The organism is Micromonospora sp. NPDC048909 (assembly GCF_040649635.1).
In the GTDB taxonomy this organism is placed as follows: Bacteria; Actinomycetota; Actinomycetes; order Mycobacteriales; family Micromonosporaceae; genus Micromonospora.
The window spans coordinates 308,602-324,895 of the sequence record NZ_JBEZFU010000007.1 but is presented as its reverse complement, the minus strand read 5'-3'; the positions used below and the strand labels follow the sequence as shown (position 1 = coordinate 324,895).

The 16,294-nt window shown below is 74.3% G+C and carries 15 protein-coding genes; 5 read left to right on the top strand and 10 right to left on the bottom strand.

All coding sequences use genetic code 11. From position 1 onward, the window contains the following. The first annotated feature begins 8 nt into the window (after positions 1-8). Together AB0C04_RS21290 and AB0C04_RS21285 are read left to right on the top strand one after the other, a co-directional pair. Positions 9-1,202: an FAD-dependent oxidoreductase gene (locus AB0C04_RS21290; RefSeq protein ID WP_357057183.1), complete on the top strand. Its 1,194-nt coding sequence runs from the start codon at positions 9-11 to the stop codon at positions 1,200-1,202. A gap of 172 nt (positions 1,203-1,374) precedes the next feature. Further along, a complete protein-coding gene (locus AB0C04_RS21285) occupies positions 1,375-2,349 on the top strand; it encodes an NADPH:quinone reductase (RefSeq protein WP_357057181.1) in 975 nt (324 codons plus the stop codon). Positions 2,350-2,433: 84 nt separating this feature from the next. Here AB0C04_RS21285 and AB0C04_RS21280 read toward each other — a convergent pair whose 3' ends face one another. Then, positions 2,434-3,120 carry a VOC family protein gene (locus AB0C04_RS21280; protein ID WP_357057179.1) on the bottom strand — a complete coding sequence of 229 codons (687 nt, stop codon included), beginning with the start codon at positions 3,118-3,120 and terminating at the stop codon, positions 2,434-2,436. Between the two features lie 138 nt (positions 3,121-3,258). Continuing rightward, complete coding sequence (locus AB0C04_RS21275; protein WP_357057177.1) at positions 3,259-4,197, bottom strand: AraC family transcriptional regulator; 939 nt, start codon at positions 4,195-4,197, stop codon at positions 3,259-3,261. Between the two features lie 72 nt (positions 4,198-4,269). Between AB0C04_RS21275 and AB0C04_RS21270 the strand changes: the two genes are divergently transcribed. Further along, on the top strand, positions 4,270-5,109 hold the full coding sequence (locus AB0C04_RS21270; protein ID WP_357057175.1) for an NAD(P)H-binding protein: 840 nt from the start codon (positions 4,270-4,272) through the stop codon (positions 5,107-5,109). Positions 5,110-5,168: 59 nt separating this feature from the next. Here the strand turns inward: AB0C04_RS21270 and AB0C04_RS21265 are convergent, their stop codons facing one another. The 5 genes from AB0C04_RS21265 to AB0C04_RS21245 form a co-directional block, all read right to left on the bottom strand. After that, the gene (locus tag AB0C04_RS21265; RefSeq protein WP_357057173.1) at positions 5,169-6,341 is read right to left on the bottom strand and encodes an alanine--tRNA ligase-related protein; all 1,173 of its coding nucleotides are present in this window, start codon (positions 6,339-6,341) and stop codon (positions 5,169-5,171) included. Positions 6,342-6,642: 301 nt separating this feature from the next. Further along, positions 6,643-6,885, bottom strand: a complete 243-nt coding sequence (locus AB0C04_RS21260; RefSeq protein ID WP_357057171.1) for a hypothetical protein — start codon at positions 6,883-6,885, stop codon at positions 6,643-6,645. A gap of 84 nt (positions 6,886-6,969) precedes the next feature. Then, on the bottom strand, positions 6,970-7,287 hold the full coding sequence (locus AB0C04_RS21255) for an amphi-Trp domain-containing protein (protein WP_357057169.1): 318 nt from the start codon (positions 7,285-7,287) through the stop codon (positions 6,970-6,972). A 98-nt stretch (positions 7,288-7,385) separates the two neighbouring features. Then, positions 7,386-8,252: a DUF1028 domain-containing protein gene (locus AB0C04_RS21250; RefSeq protein ID WP_357057167.1), complete on the bottom strand. Its 867-nt coding sequence runs from the start codon at positions 8,250-8,252 to the stop codon at positions 7,386-7,388. A 46-nt stretch (positions 8,253-8,298) separates the two neighbouring features. After that, the gene (locus AB0C04_RS21245; RefSeq protein WP_357057165.1) at positions 8,299-9,552 is read right to left on the bottom strand and encodes a low temperature requirement protein A; all 1,254 of its coding nucleotides are present in this window, start codon (positions 9,550-9,552) and stop codon (positions 8,299-8,301) included. A 140-nt stretch (positions 9,553-9,692) separates the two neighbouring features. Between AB0C04_RS21245 and AB0C04_RS21240 the strand changes: the two genes are divergently transcribed. Then, entirely contained in the window at positions 9,693-10,670 is a 978-nt protein-coding gene (locus AB0C04_RS21240) for an LLM class F420-dependent oxidoreductase (protein ID WP_357057297.1), read from the top strand. A 2-nt stretch (positions 10,671-10,672) separates the two neighbouring features. Next, a complete protein-coding gene (locus AB0C04_RS21235) occupies positions 10,673-11,464 on the top strand; it encodes an SDR family oxidoreductase (RefSeq protein ID WP_357057295.1) in 792 nt (263 codons plus the stop codon). Positions 11,465-11,574: 110 nt separating this feature from the next. Here AB0C04_RS21235 and AB0C04_RS21230 read toward each other — a convergent pair whose 3' ends face one another. The 3 genes from AB0C04_RS21230 to AB0C04_RS21220 are packed head-to-tail and all read right to left on the bottom strand — an operon-like array spanning position 11,575 to position 16,294. Continuing rightward, positions 11,575-14,031 (bottom strand): transglutaminaseTgpA domain-containing protein, encoded by a 2,457-nt coding sequence (locus AB0C04_RS21230; protein WP_357057163.1) that lies wholly within the window; start codon positions 14,029-14,031, stop codon positions 11,575-11,577. Beyond that, positions 14,007-15,284, bottom strand: a complete 1,278-nt coding sequence (locus tag AB0C04_RS21225; protein ID WP_357057161.1) for a DUF58 domain-containing protein — start codon at positions 15,282-15,284, stop codon at positions 14,007-14,009. Before AB0C04_RS21225 ends, AB0C04_RS21230 begins: the two co-directional genes overlap by 25 nt. Positions 15,285-15,298: 14 nt before the next feature. Beyond that, entirely contained in the window at positions 15,299-16,294 is a 996-nt protein-coding gene (locus AB0C04_RS21220; RefSeq protein ID WP_357057159.1) for a MoxR family ATPase, read from the bottom strand.

Sequence of the window (16,294 nt, the reverse complement as noted above, 5' to 3'; positions counted from 1 at the left end):
GCAGCGAAATGCAGCACCGGATCATCGTCCTCGGAGCCGGATACACCGGAGCCATCGCCGCCGGCCGTCTCGCCAAGCGGCTCCGCCGCGAGGACGTCGCCATCACGCTCGTCAACGCCGAGCCCGACTTCGTCGAACGCGTCCGCATGCACCAGCTGGCGACCGGCCAGGACCTCAAGCCCCGGCCATTCCGCGAGATGTTCGCGGGCACCGGCGTCGAACTGCGGCTCGGAAAGATCACCGGCGTCGACGTCGACCGCAGGACCGTCGCCGTCGTCGACGCGAACGGCGCCGAGGAACTCGCCTACGACACGCTCGTCTACGCCCTCGGCAGCGGCTGGAACGCCCAGGGCGTCCCCGGGACCGCCGAGCACGCCTACGAGATCGCCAGCCGCCCCGGAGCGCTCCGGCTGCGCGAGCGCCTGGCCCGACTCGACGCCGGGCAGAGCGTGGTCGTCGTCGGCGGCGGGCTCACCGGCGTGGAAGCCGCGACCGAGATCGCCGAGGCTCGCCCGGACCTCGACGTCGCCCTCGCCGCCCGCGGCGGCCTCGGCGACTGGCTCTCGCCCAGGGGCCGCGCGCACCTGCGGAAGGTCTTCGGCAGGCTCGGGATCACCGCGCACGAGCACACCGCCGTCACCGGCGTCGAAGCCGGCCGCGTCACCACCGCCGACGGCAAGGCCATCCCGGCCGCGGTCACCGTCTGGACTACCGGCTTCGCGGTCCACCCGATCGCGAAGGCGACCGCCCTGGAGGTCACCGGCACCGGCCAGATCGTGGTCGACGGCACCATGCGCTCGGTCTCGCACCCGGACGTGTACGCCATCGGCGACGCGGCCATGGCGATGGGCCCCGGAGACAAGCCGCTGCGGATGTCGTGCGCCTCGGGAACTCCGGCCGCGTGGCAGGCCGCCGACGCGATCGCGGCGCGTCTGACCGGCGGGAAGATCCCGAACGCGCCGATCCGCTACTTCAACCAGTGCATCTCGCTGGGCCGCAAGGAGGGCCTGATCCAGTACGTCACCGCCGACGACCGCGCCGTGCAGGCGGTCCTGACCGGACGGCTCGCCGCCGTCTACAAGGAGCTGGTCTGCAAGGGTGCCGCCTGGGGCGTGGCCAACCCGACGCTCGGGTTGCCGACCCGGCGCCGCCGCGTCACGGGGGAGCGGACGGCGGGCCCGGCCGTCCGGGCATCGGCCTGACGCACCGAGCGAAGCGGGTGCCCTCGACGCGAGGGCGCCCGCGGTTCCGGGTTCGAATGCCGGGCGGCGGGCCGGTGGCGAAGGCCCTGACCTGGTGTTCTGCGTCGGTCCGGCGCCTCTCACATTCCGGGTCGGAGCGCCGGGCCCTCGGGATGCCGACCAGAATGAGGGCATGCGAGCCGCGTACATCGAGCGTCCCGGGTCCGCCGCCGACATCCGGTTCGGCGAGCTGCCGGCACCCCGCCCGGGCCCGACCGACGTCCTGGTCGACGTGGTCGCCACCACCGTCAACCCCGTCGACACCTTCGTACGTTCCGGGGCCTATCCCACGCCGCTGCCGTGGCCCTTCGTGGTCGGCCGCGACCTGGTCGGCCGGGTGGCCGAGGTGGGCCCGGGCGTCGCCGGCTTCCGCTCCGGCGACCTGGTCTGGTGCAACAGCCTGGGGCACGACGGACGGCAGGGCAGCGCCGCCGAGCAGGCCGTGGTCGCGGTGGACCGGCTCTACCGGCTGCCCGCCGGCGTCGAGCCGGCCACCGCGGTGACCGTGGTGCACCCGGCCGCCACGGCGTACCTGGCGTTGTTCGTCCACGGCCGGCTCCGGCCCGGTGAGACCGTGGTCGTCGCGGGTGGCGCCGGCAACGTCGGGGTGGCGCTGGTGGCCCTCGCCGCCACGGCCGGTGCCCGCGTCGTGGCGACCGCCTCGGCGGCGGACGCCGACTACTGCCGGCGCACCGGCGCCAGCGAGGTGCTCGACTATCGCGCCCCGGACCTCGTCGACCGGCTGAGATCGGCCTGCCCCGACGGCGTCGACGTGTTCCTGGACACGGCCGGGCGTAACGAGGTGGAGTCGGTGCTCGACCTGCTCGCCCCACGCGGACGGATCGTGCTGTTCGCCGGGGGCGCCTCCCGGCCGGTGCTGCCGGCCGGCGCGCTCTATCAGTACGACCGCGCCGTCATCGGCTTCGCGATCTCCCGCGCCACCGTCGCGGAGTTGGCCGAAGCCGCCGGCATGGTGAACCGGCTGCTCGTCGACGGGCGGGTGGCCCCGCGCGAGATCCTGCCGCTGCCGTTGTCGGCGACGGGCGAGGCGCACCGCATGCTCGAGCGGGGTGAGCTGCGCGGCAGGCGGGCGGTGATCCGCCCGTGACCGCGGCGCGCGGTGGCGGGCAGCACCGGGCGATGATCGGCAGCGGGCCGCTGTGACGCGCTGGGGGACCAGGCGGCCCCGTGGTCATTCAGTTGTCACGCAGAACTCGTTGCCGTCGGGGTCGGCCAGCATGACGGCGCCGTCCGCACCGATCCCGAGCTGAGTGGCCCCGAGGGAGACCAGTCGATCGACCTCCGCCTGCTGGCCGCCACCGACCGAGGCAAGATCGAAGTGCTGCCGGTTCCGCACCTCTTTCGGAGTGACGGGCGGGCCTCCCCACGCGACCTTGGTGCCGCCGTGCGGCGACTGGATCGCGGTTTCCTGGTCCTGGTCCCACACCAGTGGCCAGCCCAGCGCCCGGCTCCAGAAGAGGCCGACCTCCCGGGTGCCGTCGCAGGCGATCTCCCCGAGAAAGCCGCACCCGGCGAGGAAGGTGTTGCCATGCTCGATCACGCAGAATGGGTTGCCTTCGGGGTCGGCCAGGACTACGTGTTCCTCTTCCGGGCGCTGCCCGACGTCGAGGTGGCCGGCGCCGAGCTCCAGTGCCGTCGCCACCGTTTGGTGCTGATCGGTCTGGCCGGCGCTGGTCAGGTGCAGGTGCATGGTGCGGCTCGGCCCTCCCTGCTCCGCGCGGCTCGGGACGAACCGGAGGCTGAGCTGGGTGTCCGTGCCAGGCAGGAACACCCCATGAGCGTCCTCGACGATCCGCCGGCCGAGCATGTCGGCCCAGAACTTCGCCAGGAGAGCCGGGTCGTGCGCGTCGTAGGTCACCGTCAGCAGTCGCGAGCGCATCACCGCACAGTAGACACGGGCCGAAAGGACGACAAGGCGAATTGGGTCGGACGTATCGCGAGTTGTGAGGACATGGTGACAGCGGCGCGTCGGATCTCCGCTTACAGATGTTGAGAGCTAAGCACCGGCGGCCACCCGGTGCTGTCGAGGGCTCACCCCGCGGCGGCGTTTGAAGGCGGTGCTCAGGGCGAAGGAGCTGCCGTAGCCGACGCGGTGGGCGACCGCACCGACGGTGGCGTCCGGCTCGCGGAGCAGGTCGGCTGCGAGGGCCAGCCGCCACTCGGTGAGGTACGACATGGGCGGTTCACCGACCAGCGCGGTGAACCGGCGGGCCAGCGCGGCCCGGGAGACCCCGGTCTGGGCAGCCAGGGACGCCACGGTCCAGGGCTGGGCGGGGTTGTTGTGGAGCAGTTGCAGGGCCTTGCCGACCACGGGGTCGCCGTGTGCCGTGTACCAGGCAGGGGCCTTGGCCCCGGGTTGGGCGAACCACTCCCGCAACGTGGCGATCAGCAGCAGGTCGAGTAGGCGGTCGAGCACCGCTTCCTGACCGGGGTCGTCCTTCACGATCTCGGTGGCCAGCAGCGCGACCAACGGGGAGTCCCAGGAATCGCGTCGCACGACCACCAGCGGCGGCAGCGCGCCCAGCAGCCGCTGGCCGACCGCACCCTGCATCGTGTACGTGCCGGTGAGCAGGATCGTCGGACCGTCCAGGCCATTGCCCCAGGTCCGTACGCCCAGCTGGGTCATCTCGAACAGTTCCTGGCCGTCCGGGGTGGTGCAGCGCTGGCCCGGATGGACGATCACTTGCGGCGCCGTGGCCGGGTCGTCGGCGACGGTGTACGGGCCGGTGCCCCGGATGATCGCCACGTCCCCGGGGCCGAGCCGTACGGCCGCGCCCTCATCGGGAACGGTCCAGGCGTCGCCCCGGACGACGGCCACCAGGGTGAGCGGCGCCTCGTCCCTGATGGCCATCGACCAGGGCGGGGTCAGGATCGAGCGGAGCAGGAACGCGCCCTGCGCCCGGGGTCCGTCGAGCAGACCGGAGACAGCATCCACGTAGACGATTGAACACAAAGGTGCGCGTCCTGGCTATGTGCAGTCTCACCGGCCCGCCCTTCAATGGTTCCTATGACGAACGCGCGAGAGCAGAAGACGATCCTGGTCCTGGGCGGCACCGGCAAGACCGGCCGTCGCGTCGTACAGCGACTGCGGGGCGGGGGAGTGCCGGTCCGGGTGGGTTCCCGGTCCGCCGCGCAGCCCTTCGACTGGACGGACCGGACGACCTGGGCGCCGGCCGTCCGCGACGTCGGCGCCGTGTACGTGTCCTTCTACCCGGACCTCGCCGTGCCGGGCGCCCCCGAGACCGTCGGCGCGTTCGCCGATCTCGCGGTGGCCTCCGGGGTCTCCCGGCTGGTGCTGCTGTCCGGGCGGGGTGAGGAGGAGGCCCGGGCCGCCGAGAAGCTGATCGAGTCCGCGGGGGTCGAGTGGACGATCCTGCGGTCGAGCTGGTTCAACCAGAACTTCAGCGAGGACTACCTGCGGGAGCCGGTGTCGGGTGGTGAGGTGGTTCTCCCGGTCGGGACCGTGCCCGAGCCGTTCGTGGACGCCGACGACATCGCCGAGGTGGCGGTGGCGGCACTGACGGGGCGCGGCCACGCGGGGCAGCTCTACGAGTTGACCGGCCCGCGGCTGCTCACCTTCGCCGACGCGGTCGACGAGATCGCCCGGGCGACGGGCCGGCGTATCGCCTTCGTTCCGGTCTCCGTCGAGGAGTACACGGGGGCGTTGGCCGCCGAGGGTGTGCCGGCGGAGGTCGTCGAGTTGCTGACGTACCTGTTCACGACCGTCCTGGACGGTCGCAACGCCCAGGTGGCCGACGGGGTGCGGCGCGCACTGGGCCGGCCGCCGCGCGACTTCGCCGACTACGCCAAGGACGCCGCCGCCACCGGCGTCTGGGACAGGGCGTAGTCGGCGACTCCGTCGTCGCCGCGAGAGTGCGGCACGGCGACGACGGGTCGTCGCGCGGGTCACCGCGCCTCGGCCGCCAGCCCCTCGACGAGGTCGCGGGGGAGGCCGTGCGTGTCGTGCAGGTAGCGGTAGTCGTCCTCGGTGAGCGGCCCGCCGGACAGCTGACGGGCGACGACCTGGCGACCGCGACGCAGCAGCTCGCGGAACCGCCGCTCCTCGTCGCGCAGCAGGGCGCGTAGCTCGCCGACGTCGACGCCCAGCCGGAACCAGTCCAGCGTGTGCGTGATCGGCTCGGTCGGCAGGTCCGACAGGGTACGCGTGGGGTCGTCCCGCCACAGGGTGGTGAGCACCCGCCGGACCAGCCGGCGCAGCACGTAGCCGTGTCGGGTGTTCGACGGCCGTACCCCGTCGGCCACGACGACGACGCTGGACCGGAGGTGGTCGCAGACGCGGCGCAGCGACTGCTCGTCCGGACGCCACAGGTCCGTGACGGTGCGGACCCACGGACGGAAGCCCTCGCCCTCGAAGACCGAGCGTCCGCCCCGCAGCACCATCTCCATGCGCTCCAGGCCCATCCCGGTGTCGACGTTGGGCTGGACCAGCGGGGTCAACCTGCCGTCGTCGTGGCGGTGGTAGCGCATCTGGACGTGGTTCCACACCTCCATCCACCGGTCGTCGGTGGTGGGGGTGCCGCTCGGTGGGGTGTCGCCGGTCCAGACGAAGATCTCCGAGTCGGGCCCGCACGGTCCGGTGGGTCCGTTGGACCACCAGTTCTCCGGCCCGGTCAGCTCCACCGGCACGCCGAGCTCCTGCCAGACCGCCAGCGAGCCGTCGTCCGGTCCCACCTGCTCGTCACCGCCGAACACGGTCGCGTACAGCCGGTCCCGGTTCACGCCGAAGCCGTCGCGCAGCAGGTGGTAGCCCCACCGCAGGCTCTGCGGGCCGTCGTAGTCACCCAGCGACCACGAGCCGAGCATCTGGAACACGGTCAGGTGCGTGGGGTCGCCGACCTCGTCCAGGTCGGTGGTGCGCAGGCAGCGCTGGACGTTGACCAGGCGGTCGCCCAGCGGGTGCGGGCGTCCCTCCAGGTACGGGGTCAGTGGGTGCATCCCGGAGCTGGTGAAGAGCACCGGATCGTCGGACGGGCGGATCAGCGAGCTCTCGGGCAGCAGCAGGTGTCCGCGCTCGCGGTAGAAGTCCATGAAGGTGTCGATGATCGTTTGCGGGTTCACGGCAGGAGGGCCTTTCGGGTCAGGAAGACCGGAAAGGTCCGCGTGGGCGCGGGAGGTGACAAAGAGGACGTACGGCGCCGGCGGACCGTTTCCGGTCGCCGGCGGGAGTCAGGAGATCAGGCGGCGGCGGCGACCGTCGAGCGGGTAGCTCGCGCGGTCGCGGCGATGGACAACCTGGTGATCTCCATGGCTGCACTATATCTCGCGGTGCGGCCCGCACCCACCGCGTTCCGGGCCGGGCCGGTCGCCGGTCACGGCACGGGATCGGCCCCCGACGCCACCGCTTCGGGGGCCGTGGTGGCTAAGCCCCGCCACCCTGCCCGGCGCCGTGGTCGCCCTGCGAGGCGCCACCGTCGGTCTGCCCTTCAGCGCGGTTCCGGGTCGCGCCGAAGGCGATCGCGAAGGCGATGCCGATGGCGACGCCGAAGGCCACCCCGCCTGCCGGACCGAGCAGGGGAATGCCGATCACCAGACCGAGCAGGATGCCGACCGGCCACGCCCAGGCCTTGGACTGGCTCATTTCCGTCTTCGGTTCTGCTGCCATCCCTCGATGTTATTCGGCCACCGCTGCGGTCGAGCGGACGGCGAACGGCAGCCACCGAAGGCGGTGGCCACCGTCGCCGGGCGGTCACGCCTGCGGCGTCGCCTCGGCGGCCTCGTCGGTGTCCTTCGCCTCGGCCACGTCGTCGTCCTTCGCCGCCTTCTCCTCCTCGTCCGCCGCCTTCACGGGCACGGGCTGGGTCCAGGAGAACTCGATCTCGACGGAGAACTCCGTCTCGCTCTCGCGTTCGATCTCCAGTTCGCATCGCACCTTGTCCGCGACCGCGACCGCGCCGGCGGCGCCGTAGTAGACCCGTCCGTCAGAGTCCAACTGGTTGGCCAGTTGGCGCAGCCAGGCGGCCAGGTCGGCCCGCGACACCGTGCGGGCGTCCTCGTAGATGTCCATGCGGGCCATGCTCGCACTCCACAAAGGAGGGTCGGGGGACGGGCCCGCTCACGTGAGGATCGGTGGCGAATGATATGGATCTTGTAGGTCGCCGGCGGTCAGCTGGCGGTGCGCGGCGCCGGCACGTGCGGGGCGGCACGGCGCAGGTGCTCCAGCACCACCGGGTCGATGCGCCCCGGCACCAGCCGCTCCTCCAGGTTCTCCATGCCGGCCCAGGAGGCCAGCGCCTGCTCCGGGCCGGCCGGGTCCTGGTGGCCGAGGGCGGCGAGCAGCGCGCCCACCTCGGCGGCGAGCGCGCCGGTGAGGTCGAGCAGGGTGGCCGGGTCGGGCCGGGTGAAGAGCAGGCTGTGCACGGCCAGCAGCCGGTCGAGCTCGGCGACCGGGTCCGGGTGGTCGTCTACGCGCAGGTCGACCACGACGTCGCTGCCGCTGCCGCCGCCGTAGCCGCCGCCGCGCCGCACCACCAGCAGGCCGGCGCTCTGCCGGCCGCGCCGGTCGCCGCCGGCCTCGTCGCCGGCGCGCAGGGCGGCCAGCAGCCGCTGCGGGAACGGCAGCGTCGAGCCGGCCAGCCAGGTGTCGCGCAGCGCGTCGACCACCTGCGGCCCGGTGAGGATGTTGCCCTGCGCCGCCCAGCCGTCGCCGGCCTGGCCACCGGCCCAGTCGTGACACTTCGGGCCGGTCCAGGTGGCGCCCGGGCCGGTCGCGGCGACCACGCCGAGCTGCCGGTGGTCGCGCTCGCCGTCGGCGGCGACCAGACCGGCCACCACGTCGGCAGCGGCCACTCCGGTACGCAGCATGGTCAGCCCCTGCGGGCGGTAGGCGAGGTTCGCGTTGGCCTGGGTGGCCAGCGCGCCGACGTCGGCCTCGGCGGCCGGGACCAGCGCGCCAGCGGCGAGGAACTTGCTGGCGACAGCGACGCCGTGCAGCTGGCCGTCATCGGAGCGGGCGACGATCGAGAAGGTCACCGGCAGAGAGTATCCGGGCGGCGCCGCGATCGTCTCACCTCGATGCTCAGCGCGGTGGGGCGGCGGCCTCCGGCGGCCGGCCGTGCGCCCGGCGGGTGTCGGCCACCGCGACCGCGATCAGCACCACGAGGGCGGTGGCGGCGGCGACCAACCCCGGCACGCGCACCACCAGCGGGGTCGACGCCAGCAGCACCAGGATGGCGATCCACCGCGACGGTGAGACCCGGCTGAAGACCTCGTACTCGAAGCGGGCCCGGCCGGCCAGGAAGAGCATCGGTCCGCCGATCACCATTGCCACCCAGGCCATGGGGAGCCGCTCGATCGGATGGTCGATGACCAGTTCGTACCCGATCGCCACGGCGGTCAGGCCGATAACCATCACCAGATGGGTGTCCGCCGAGGACCGGCCGACCGTCGCCGGGTGGCGGGCCTTGCCCACCGCCTCGGCGAGGATCTGCCCGGCCCGCTGCATGTAGATGCGCCACAGCACGATCGACGTGGCCAGCGCCAGCCCGAACGCGGCAGCGTGGCCGGCATCGTACGGCCCCTTGCTGTACGCGAAACCGGCGACCAGGATCGTCTCACCGAGCGCGACCAGGAAGAACTGCTGGTACCGGTCGGACAGGTGTTCCGGAGCGATGTCCCAGCGGGAGACGGTGGACCGGCCGAGCCCAGGCACCGGCCAGCCGCAGCGGGCCGCGAGATATTCGGCGAAGAGCGCGGCCGTCCAGAGCACCACCTTCGAATTGGTGGACAGCAGCGCGCCGCCGATCCAGAGCGCCCCGGTGGCGGCGTAGATGATGGTCATCCGCAGCTTGAGCCGCCGGTACGGGTGCGGGCCGAGGGCGATCATCAGGATCAGCGGCCGGGACACCTGCGCGACCACGTACGCCACCGCGAACATCACGCCCGTGGCGGTGAACGCCCGCGGGATCGCCACTCCCATCACCATGCTGCACGCCAGCGCGGTGATCACGATGACCTGCAACCAGGTGTGCTGCGGGTCGTACCGGCTGGTGGTCCAGGCGGTGCCCTGCCAGACCGCCCAGAGCGCGAGGAGCAGCAGCAGCGTCTTGCCGCCTCCGGTGACCGCGGTCCAGCCATGCGCCATGCCCTTCTCGACGGCGAGGTCCTCGAAGGCACGCGCCGAGATCCGGGTCAGCGCGAAGACGTAGACCAGATCGAAGAAGAGCTCCAGAAAAGTGGCCCGCCCCGGATCGCCCGACGTCGGTGCCAGGCGGGTCCTGCCCCCGTTGGCCACGGTCAGCGCGTTCCGGCGTCGGCCCAGCTCACCTGGCATTCGTAACACCGGCGGCGGCGCCGCCCACCGGCAACCGGGAAACCGGGTTCCGTCCGGGTCCGCCCGGCTTGGCCGCGGCCGGGATCTTGCTCCGGGCCGAGGTTACCGGGCAGTATCGACGGGTGACGACGCGATGGGGCATGACGGTGCCGCTGGGCGGCATCCCGCTCGCCGACCACGCCGCGGTCTACGCGACCCTCGACCGGGCCGGTTTCACCGACGTCTGGTCCGCCGAGGTCGCCGGGACCGACGCGTTCACCCCGCTGGCGCTCGCCGCCGCCTGGCAGCCGGAGCTGCGGCTCGGTACCGCGGTGGCGCCGGTCTTCACCAGGGGGCCGGGGCTGCTCGCGATGAGCGCGGCGGCGCTGGCCGAGACCGCGCCGGGCCGGTTCGCCCTCGGCATCGGCGCCTCCTCACCGGTGGTGGTGGGGGACTGGAACGCGGTGCCGTTCGCCGAGCCGTTCCGGCGCAGCCGGGACATGCTGCGCTTCCTGCGCGCCGCGCTGGCCGGGCAGACCGTGGACCAGGCGTACGACACCTTCACCGTCCGCCGGTTCACGCTGGAACGCCCGCCGGCGTTGCCGCCGCCGATCCTGCTCGGCGCGCTGCGTCCGGGCATGCTGCGGCTCGCCGGCGCGGAGGCCGACGGGGTCATCCTCAACTGGCTGGCCGCCGAGGACGTGCCGCGCGCCCTGACCGAGCTCGGCGAGCGCCGCCCCGGCTTCGAGGTCACCGCCCGGATCTTCGTCTGCCCCACCGAGGACGCCGGGCACGCCCGCGCGCTGGGCCGCCGCATGATCACCAGCTACCTCACCGTGCCGGCGTACGCGGCGTTCCACCGGTGGCTCGGCCGCGACGAGGTGCTGGGGCCGATGTGGGCGGCCTGGGCGGCCGGCGACCGGCGCGGCGCCCTCGCCGCCGTGCCCGACGAGGTCGTCGACACGCTGATCCTGCACGGTTCGCCGGAGCAGTGCCGGGCGCAGGTGCGCCGCTACGCCGACGCCGGCGTCGACGTGCCGGTGCTGGCGCTGCTGCCCACCCCCGAGCTGACCGCCGGCGGGCCGGCGGCGCTGAGCGCGCTCATCGCCCGGCTGGGCCCCGACGGAGCGGAGGCCTGATGGTGAACCTCACCGACCGGGTTGTCGTGATCACCGGTGGCGCCGGCGGTATCGGCGCGGCGCTGGCCCGCCGGTTCACCGCCGAGGGCGCCGCCGCCGTCGTCCTGGCCGACCTGGACGCCGACGCGGCCCGCGCCGTCGCCGCCGGCATCGGCCCCACCGTGCACCCGACGGCCGTCGACGTCACCGACGAGGAGCAGGTCCGGGCCCTGGTCGACGACGCCGAGCGGCGCTACGGCCGCATCGACCTGTTCTGCGCCAACGCGGGCGTGGCCAGCGGCGGCGGGCTCGAGATCGACGACGCGGGTTGGGACCGCGCCTGGCGGGTGAACGTGCTGGCGCACGTCTACTCGGCCCGCGCGGTGCTGCCGGGGATGCTCGCCCGCGGCGGCGGGCACCTGCTGCACACCTGCTCGGCGGCGGGTGTGCTGACCGCCGTCGGGGACGCCCCCTACACCGCGACCAAGCACGCCGCGGTGGGCTTCGCCGAGTGGCTGTCGATCACCTACCGGGACCGGGGGATCCGGGTGAGCGCGCTCTGCCCGCAGGGCGTGGACACCCCGATGCTCGCCGACGGGATGGCCGCCGGCCACCTGGGCGCCCGGGTGATCGCCGCCTCCGGTGACGTGCTCACCCCGGACCAGGTCGCCGAGGCGACCGTCGCGGGGCTGGCCGAGGAGCGGTTCCTGATCCTGCCGCACCCCGAGGTCGCCGGGTACGCCCGCCGCCGCGCCGAGGACCCCGACGGCTGGCAGGCCGGCCTGCGCAAACTCGTCCGCCGCCTCACCAGTTGATCCACCGCCGCCGCATGTGGTGAGCTAGGTCGACGGCCGCCCGGACCAGATCCACTTCACCGGATTCTCGGGCGACTGACGACACCACGCCCCCTGGCCGATCGGCGGGCTCAGCGGCGCCAGCGCAGCGGGCCGGGGTGGATCGCCCAGAGCAGGCGGCGCCAGCGTGGACGCGTCCCGCGCAGGGCGGCGGTGTAGCGCCGGGCGATGCCGACGGCCTGGGTGGCCTGGTCAGGGGTGGCGGTGCCCGGTGCGAACCCGACCTGGTTGAGCAGGCCGGCCAACTCGTCCACGGCGGGCGCCGGCCTGCTGGTGGCGGGATCGTCCGCATCGGCCGTCGGCGGGGCGGCAGGTGCGACGGCACGGCGGGCATGCGACGCCACCTCGGTGGCGGCCAGGTCGTCGCCGACCGGCTGGCCGGCCAGCCGCAGGGCGTCGGTGACCTCCCGCCAGGCGCCGGCGATGCGCTGGCCGGGGTCGCCCCGTTCCAGCCGGGCCCGGGTCAGCGTCCGGCGCATCGCGAGCAGGGTGAGCAGCAGCGCCCCGACGAGCAGCAGCAGGCCGCCGGTTCCGCCGCCGACCAGCACCGTGGTCGACAGCCCGCCCGAGTCGGCCGACCCGTCGGGCGCGGCGGCCGGCTCCGGTGACGCGGTCGGTTCCAGCGTCGGCTCCGCCACCTCCGACGGCGGTGGCTCCGACGGAGCGGGACGGAAGTCCTCCTCGACCGGCCGGGGCTCCTGGTCGGGTTGGGGCAGCGGGTTGAACGGCACCCAGCCCAGCCCGTCGAAGAGCACCTCCGGCCAGGCGTACGCGTCGCCGGCCCGGACCGGACCGTCCCCGGTGGACTCGAATCCCACCACCACCCGGGTCGGCAGGCCGGTCAGCCGCCCGAGCACCGCGAAGGCGGCGGCGAACTGCTCAGACGTGCCGCGCTGCCCGCCGCCGTTGCGCGGCCCGAAGAGGAAGAAGTTCAGGTTGGGGTAGGCGTGCCCGCTCGGCGCGTCGGCGACCATCCGGTAGTGCTCGGCGAGGAACTGCTCGATCGCGGCGGCCCGGGCGTACGGGGCGCCGTTCTCCTCGGCGAGCTGGCCGGCGAGACGGGTCAGCGGCTCGGGCACCCCGTCGGTGACCCGCAACACCCGGGCGACCGCCTCGCCGGCCGGCACGTTCGCGGTGGCGAGCAGGTTGTTGTCCGGGCGTTCCTGGGCGGAGGTCACGGTGTAGCTCAGCCCGGGGGTGAGCCCTTCGGGACGGATCAGGGTGCCGGTCGCCGGGTCGTACGCCACCCGGGCGCCGCTGACCTCGCGGGGGGTGGCGACCGCGGGCAGCAGCCGGCCGGTCAGCTCGGCGATGGTGATCCGCTGCTGGACGGTCTCGACGCGGCTGTCCGGTGCCGGGGTGGCGGCCGGCAGGATCCGCCCGGCGTTGCGGTACGTCGCGCCCACCCGCCAGGTGACCCCGTCGTAGTCGCTGAGCACCGCCAGCCGGATCCGCACGCTGTCTTCGGCGGGGGCTTCGGGCCCACCGTCCGCCGGGCCGGCGCTCGGGTCGGCCGACGCCGGCCCGGCCGGGTCGCCGCTCGCGCCCGGCACCGCGCCGGACCGGTCCGTGCGTACCTCCAGCAGTTGCTGCTCCGGGTGCAGCGCCCAACCGGAGATCCGGATCAGCGGGTTCTCGTCCAGCGTCTCCACCTGCGGCGGCTCGACGTAGCGGCGCGGGTCCACCGGCCGGCCGTCGACCTGCCCGACGATCGCCGGTCCGAGCAGCGCGACCAGGCCGACCACCACCGCGACCCCGACCGCCGCGCCGCCGGCGAGCCGCAGCCGCACGGCCGTCCGCACGCCCGGCGCCAGCCCGGCCACCGGGTCACCGGCGCCCGGAGCGGGCCGGGCGGAGACCGCCAGCCCCAGCGTCGCCGCGGCGACGAAGAGCACCGTCGGCCAGAGCGCCGGTCCGGCGTTCGGCCCGACCACGTAGAGCGCGCCGGCGAAGAGCGCCACCGGTGGCAGGTAGCCGGCGAGCACCCGTCCGGCCCGCAGCGCCACCTCCGAGCCGGTCAGCCCGGCCAGCCAGGTCGCCACCAGCGGCACCAGCACCGTGTCCGGGGTCGGCTCCACCGGGATCATCGCGGTGAGCAGCCGGGGGATGCCGTTGCGCGCCGCGTCCGCGGTCACCTCGGCGAGGCTGCCGGGCAGCTCGGCGTGCGCGGCGGCCAGCCGCAGCGACCACGCCGTCCAGGCCGCCATGGCCAGCACCGACACCGGCGCGACCAGCCACGAGGGCAGCCGGCGGGCGGCCACGCTGACCAGCACCGCACCCACCGCCGCGCCGGCCAGCAGCCGGGGCAGCAGCGGCCCGGCGTACACCCGGCCGAGCACCACGCCGGCCAGCGCGGTCATCGTGACCAGCGCCAGCGGCACCGGCAGTGCCCACAGCACGCCGGTGACCCGCCGACGCCCGCCGCCGCCCCCCGCACCGGACACGGCAGCGTCGCCGGCTGTGCCCGCGGTGGCGTCGGCCTCGGGCCGTCCGTCGCGCAAACTCACCACCGCCGGACCCCGTCCCACTCGGCGGCGAACTGTTCCCCGTCGGCCGCGTCGATGACCACCAGGCCGGCCGCGTCGGACGGCACCGGATCGGCCGCGCCGAACACCCCGACCACCACTGACGGGTACCCGCCGCGCAGTGCGCCGACGTGCCCGAGATCGCCGCGACCGCCCGGCCCGGTGAGGAAGATCAGCGTGTCGCCGAGCCGGTCGCGGCGCAGCCGGGTCACCGTCGCGGGCAGCGCGTCGTCCTCCTTCTCGGCCAGCTCGACGGCGGCCAGCCGGTCCAGCGGCCCGCCGACGGGTTGGCCACCCGGGCGTGCGCCCGCGTCGTCCGCAACTGCCCGCCGCCGGCCGCGCAGCGCCGCCCAGATCCGCGCCACGGCACCCCGGCCCGCGCCCGCGCCGCCGTCCGGCCCGCCCGAGGCCGACGGACCCGCAGCCTCCGGTACGACCAGCAGCAGGAGCACCGGCAGGTCCGCCTGGTGCGCCGCGGTCACGATCGACGCCGCCGCCTCGCAGCTCGACTCGAACGACCCGGCCACCCCGCCGTCGCGCGCCGGGTGCGCGGCCGCCCGGTTGTCCAGCAGCACCACGATCTGCGGCAGGCTGGTGTCCACGTTCTCCCGCACCATCAACTGACCGACGCGGGCGCTGGTGCGCCAATGAACCCGGCGCAGCTCGTCGCCGACCACGTACTCCCGCAGGGAGTCGAAGGTGATCGAACCGTGCGGCACGGCGTCGACCCGACCGTCCAGGCTGCGCCCGGCGCCGGTGGGCACCGCGCCCATCCGGTGGATCCGCGGGTGCACCCAGACCGGCACCGTCTCTCCGTAGGGGCGGGCCAGCGCGACCAGACCGAGCGGGTCGCGGCGGGTCACCCGCAGCGGCCCGACCGTGACGATGCCCCGCCGCCGGGTCGGCACGTCGTAGCGGACGGTGGTGTCCCGCCCGGGTCGCAGCCGCAGCAACGGCACGGGCACCGTCTCGTCGCCACAGCGGTCCTCGGCGAGCAGGTTCGCCGCCCGCAGCCGCCCGGTGTTGCGCACGGTCAGCGTCATGCTGGCCGGCTCGCCGCGGGCCACCCGGTCCGGGTCGGCGTGCCGTCCCACCGCCAGCCGGGGCCGCCACGCCGCGACCAGCGCGGCATAGCCGACCGCGGTCGCGGCCGCCGCGCCGAGCAACGTCAGCTCCGGGTACGCGAAGCGCAGGCCGGCGCCGAGCAGCAGCACAGCCGCGACGAGCAGCCCGACCCCGCGGGCGGTGATCCCCATGCCGGTGCTGCCGGTCAGCCCTGCACCGGGGCCGGTTGCCCCGACGGCAGCGGCACCGGCACCGAGGCGATGGCCTGGCGCAGCACCTCTCCGGCGGTCACCCCGCGCACCTGCGCGTCCGGGGTGAGCAGCAGCCGGTGCGCGAAGACCGGTTCGGCGAGCGCCTTCAGATCCTCCGGCATGATCCACCCCCGCCCGTCGATCAGCGCGTACGCGCACGCGGCGCGGGTCAGCGCGATCACGCCCCGGGGGCTGACCCCGACCCGGACCTGTGGATGGGTGCGGGTGGCCGCGGCGAGGCGCACCGCGTACGCGTAGAGCGGCTCGGCGATGTGCACCCGCAGCGCCATCCGGACCATCTCCCCGACGGTGGCGGTGTCGGTGACCGCGGTCAGCGCCTCGGGGGAGCGGACGGTCGCGCCGCGCAGCACCTCCACCTCGACCGCCTCGTCCGGGTAGCCGACGGAGAGCTTCACCAGGAACCGGTCCAGCTGGGCCTCCGGCAGCCGGTAGGTGCCGTCCATCTCCACCGGGTTCTGGGTGGCCACCACCAGGAACGGCTGCGGCACCGGATGGCGGACGCCGTCCACGGTGACGGTGCGCTCCTCCATCACCTCCAGCAGCGCCGACTGGGTCTTCGGTGAGGCCCGGTTGATCTCGTCGGCGATGACGATGTTGGCGAAGACCGGGCCCGGGTGGAACTCGAAGCCGCGGGTGGCCTGGTTGAAGATGGTCACCCCGGAGACGTCCGAGGGGAGCAGGTCGGGCGTGAACTGGATCCGCCGCCACTGGCCCTTGACGGTGGCGGCGATCGCCCGGGCCAGGGTGGTCTTGCCGACGCCGGGCACGTCCTCCAGCAGCACATGCCCCTGGGCGAAGAGCGCGGTGAGCGCCAGCCGCACCACCTGCGGCTTGCCCAGCACGACCGCGTTGACGTTCTCCGCCAGCCGGGCGGCGAGGGCGGCGAAGCCCTGCACCTCCGCCTGGGTTAGCGGCTCCTGGGTGTTCAC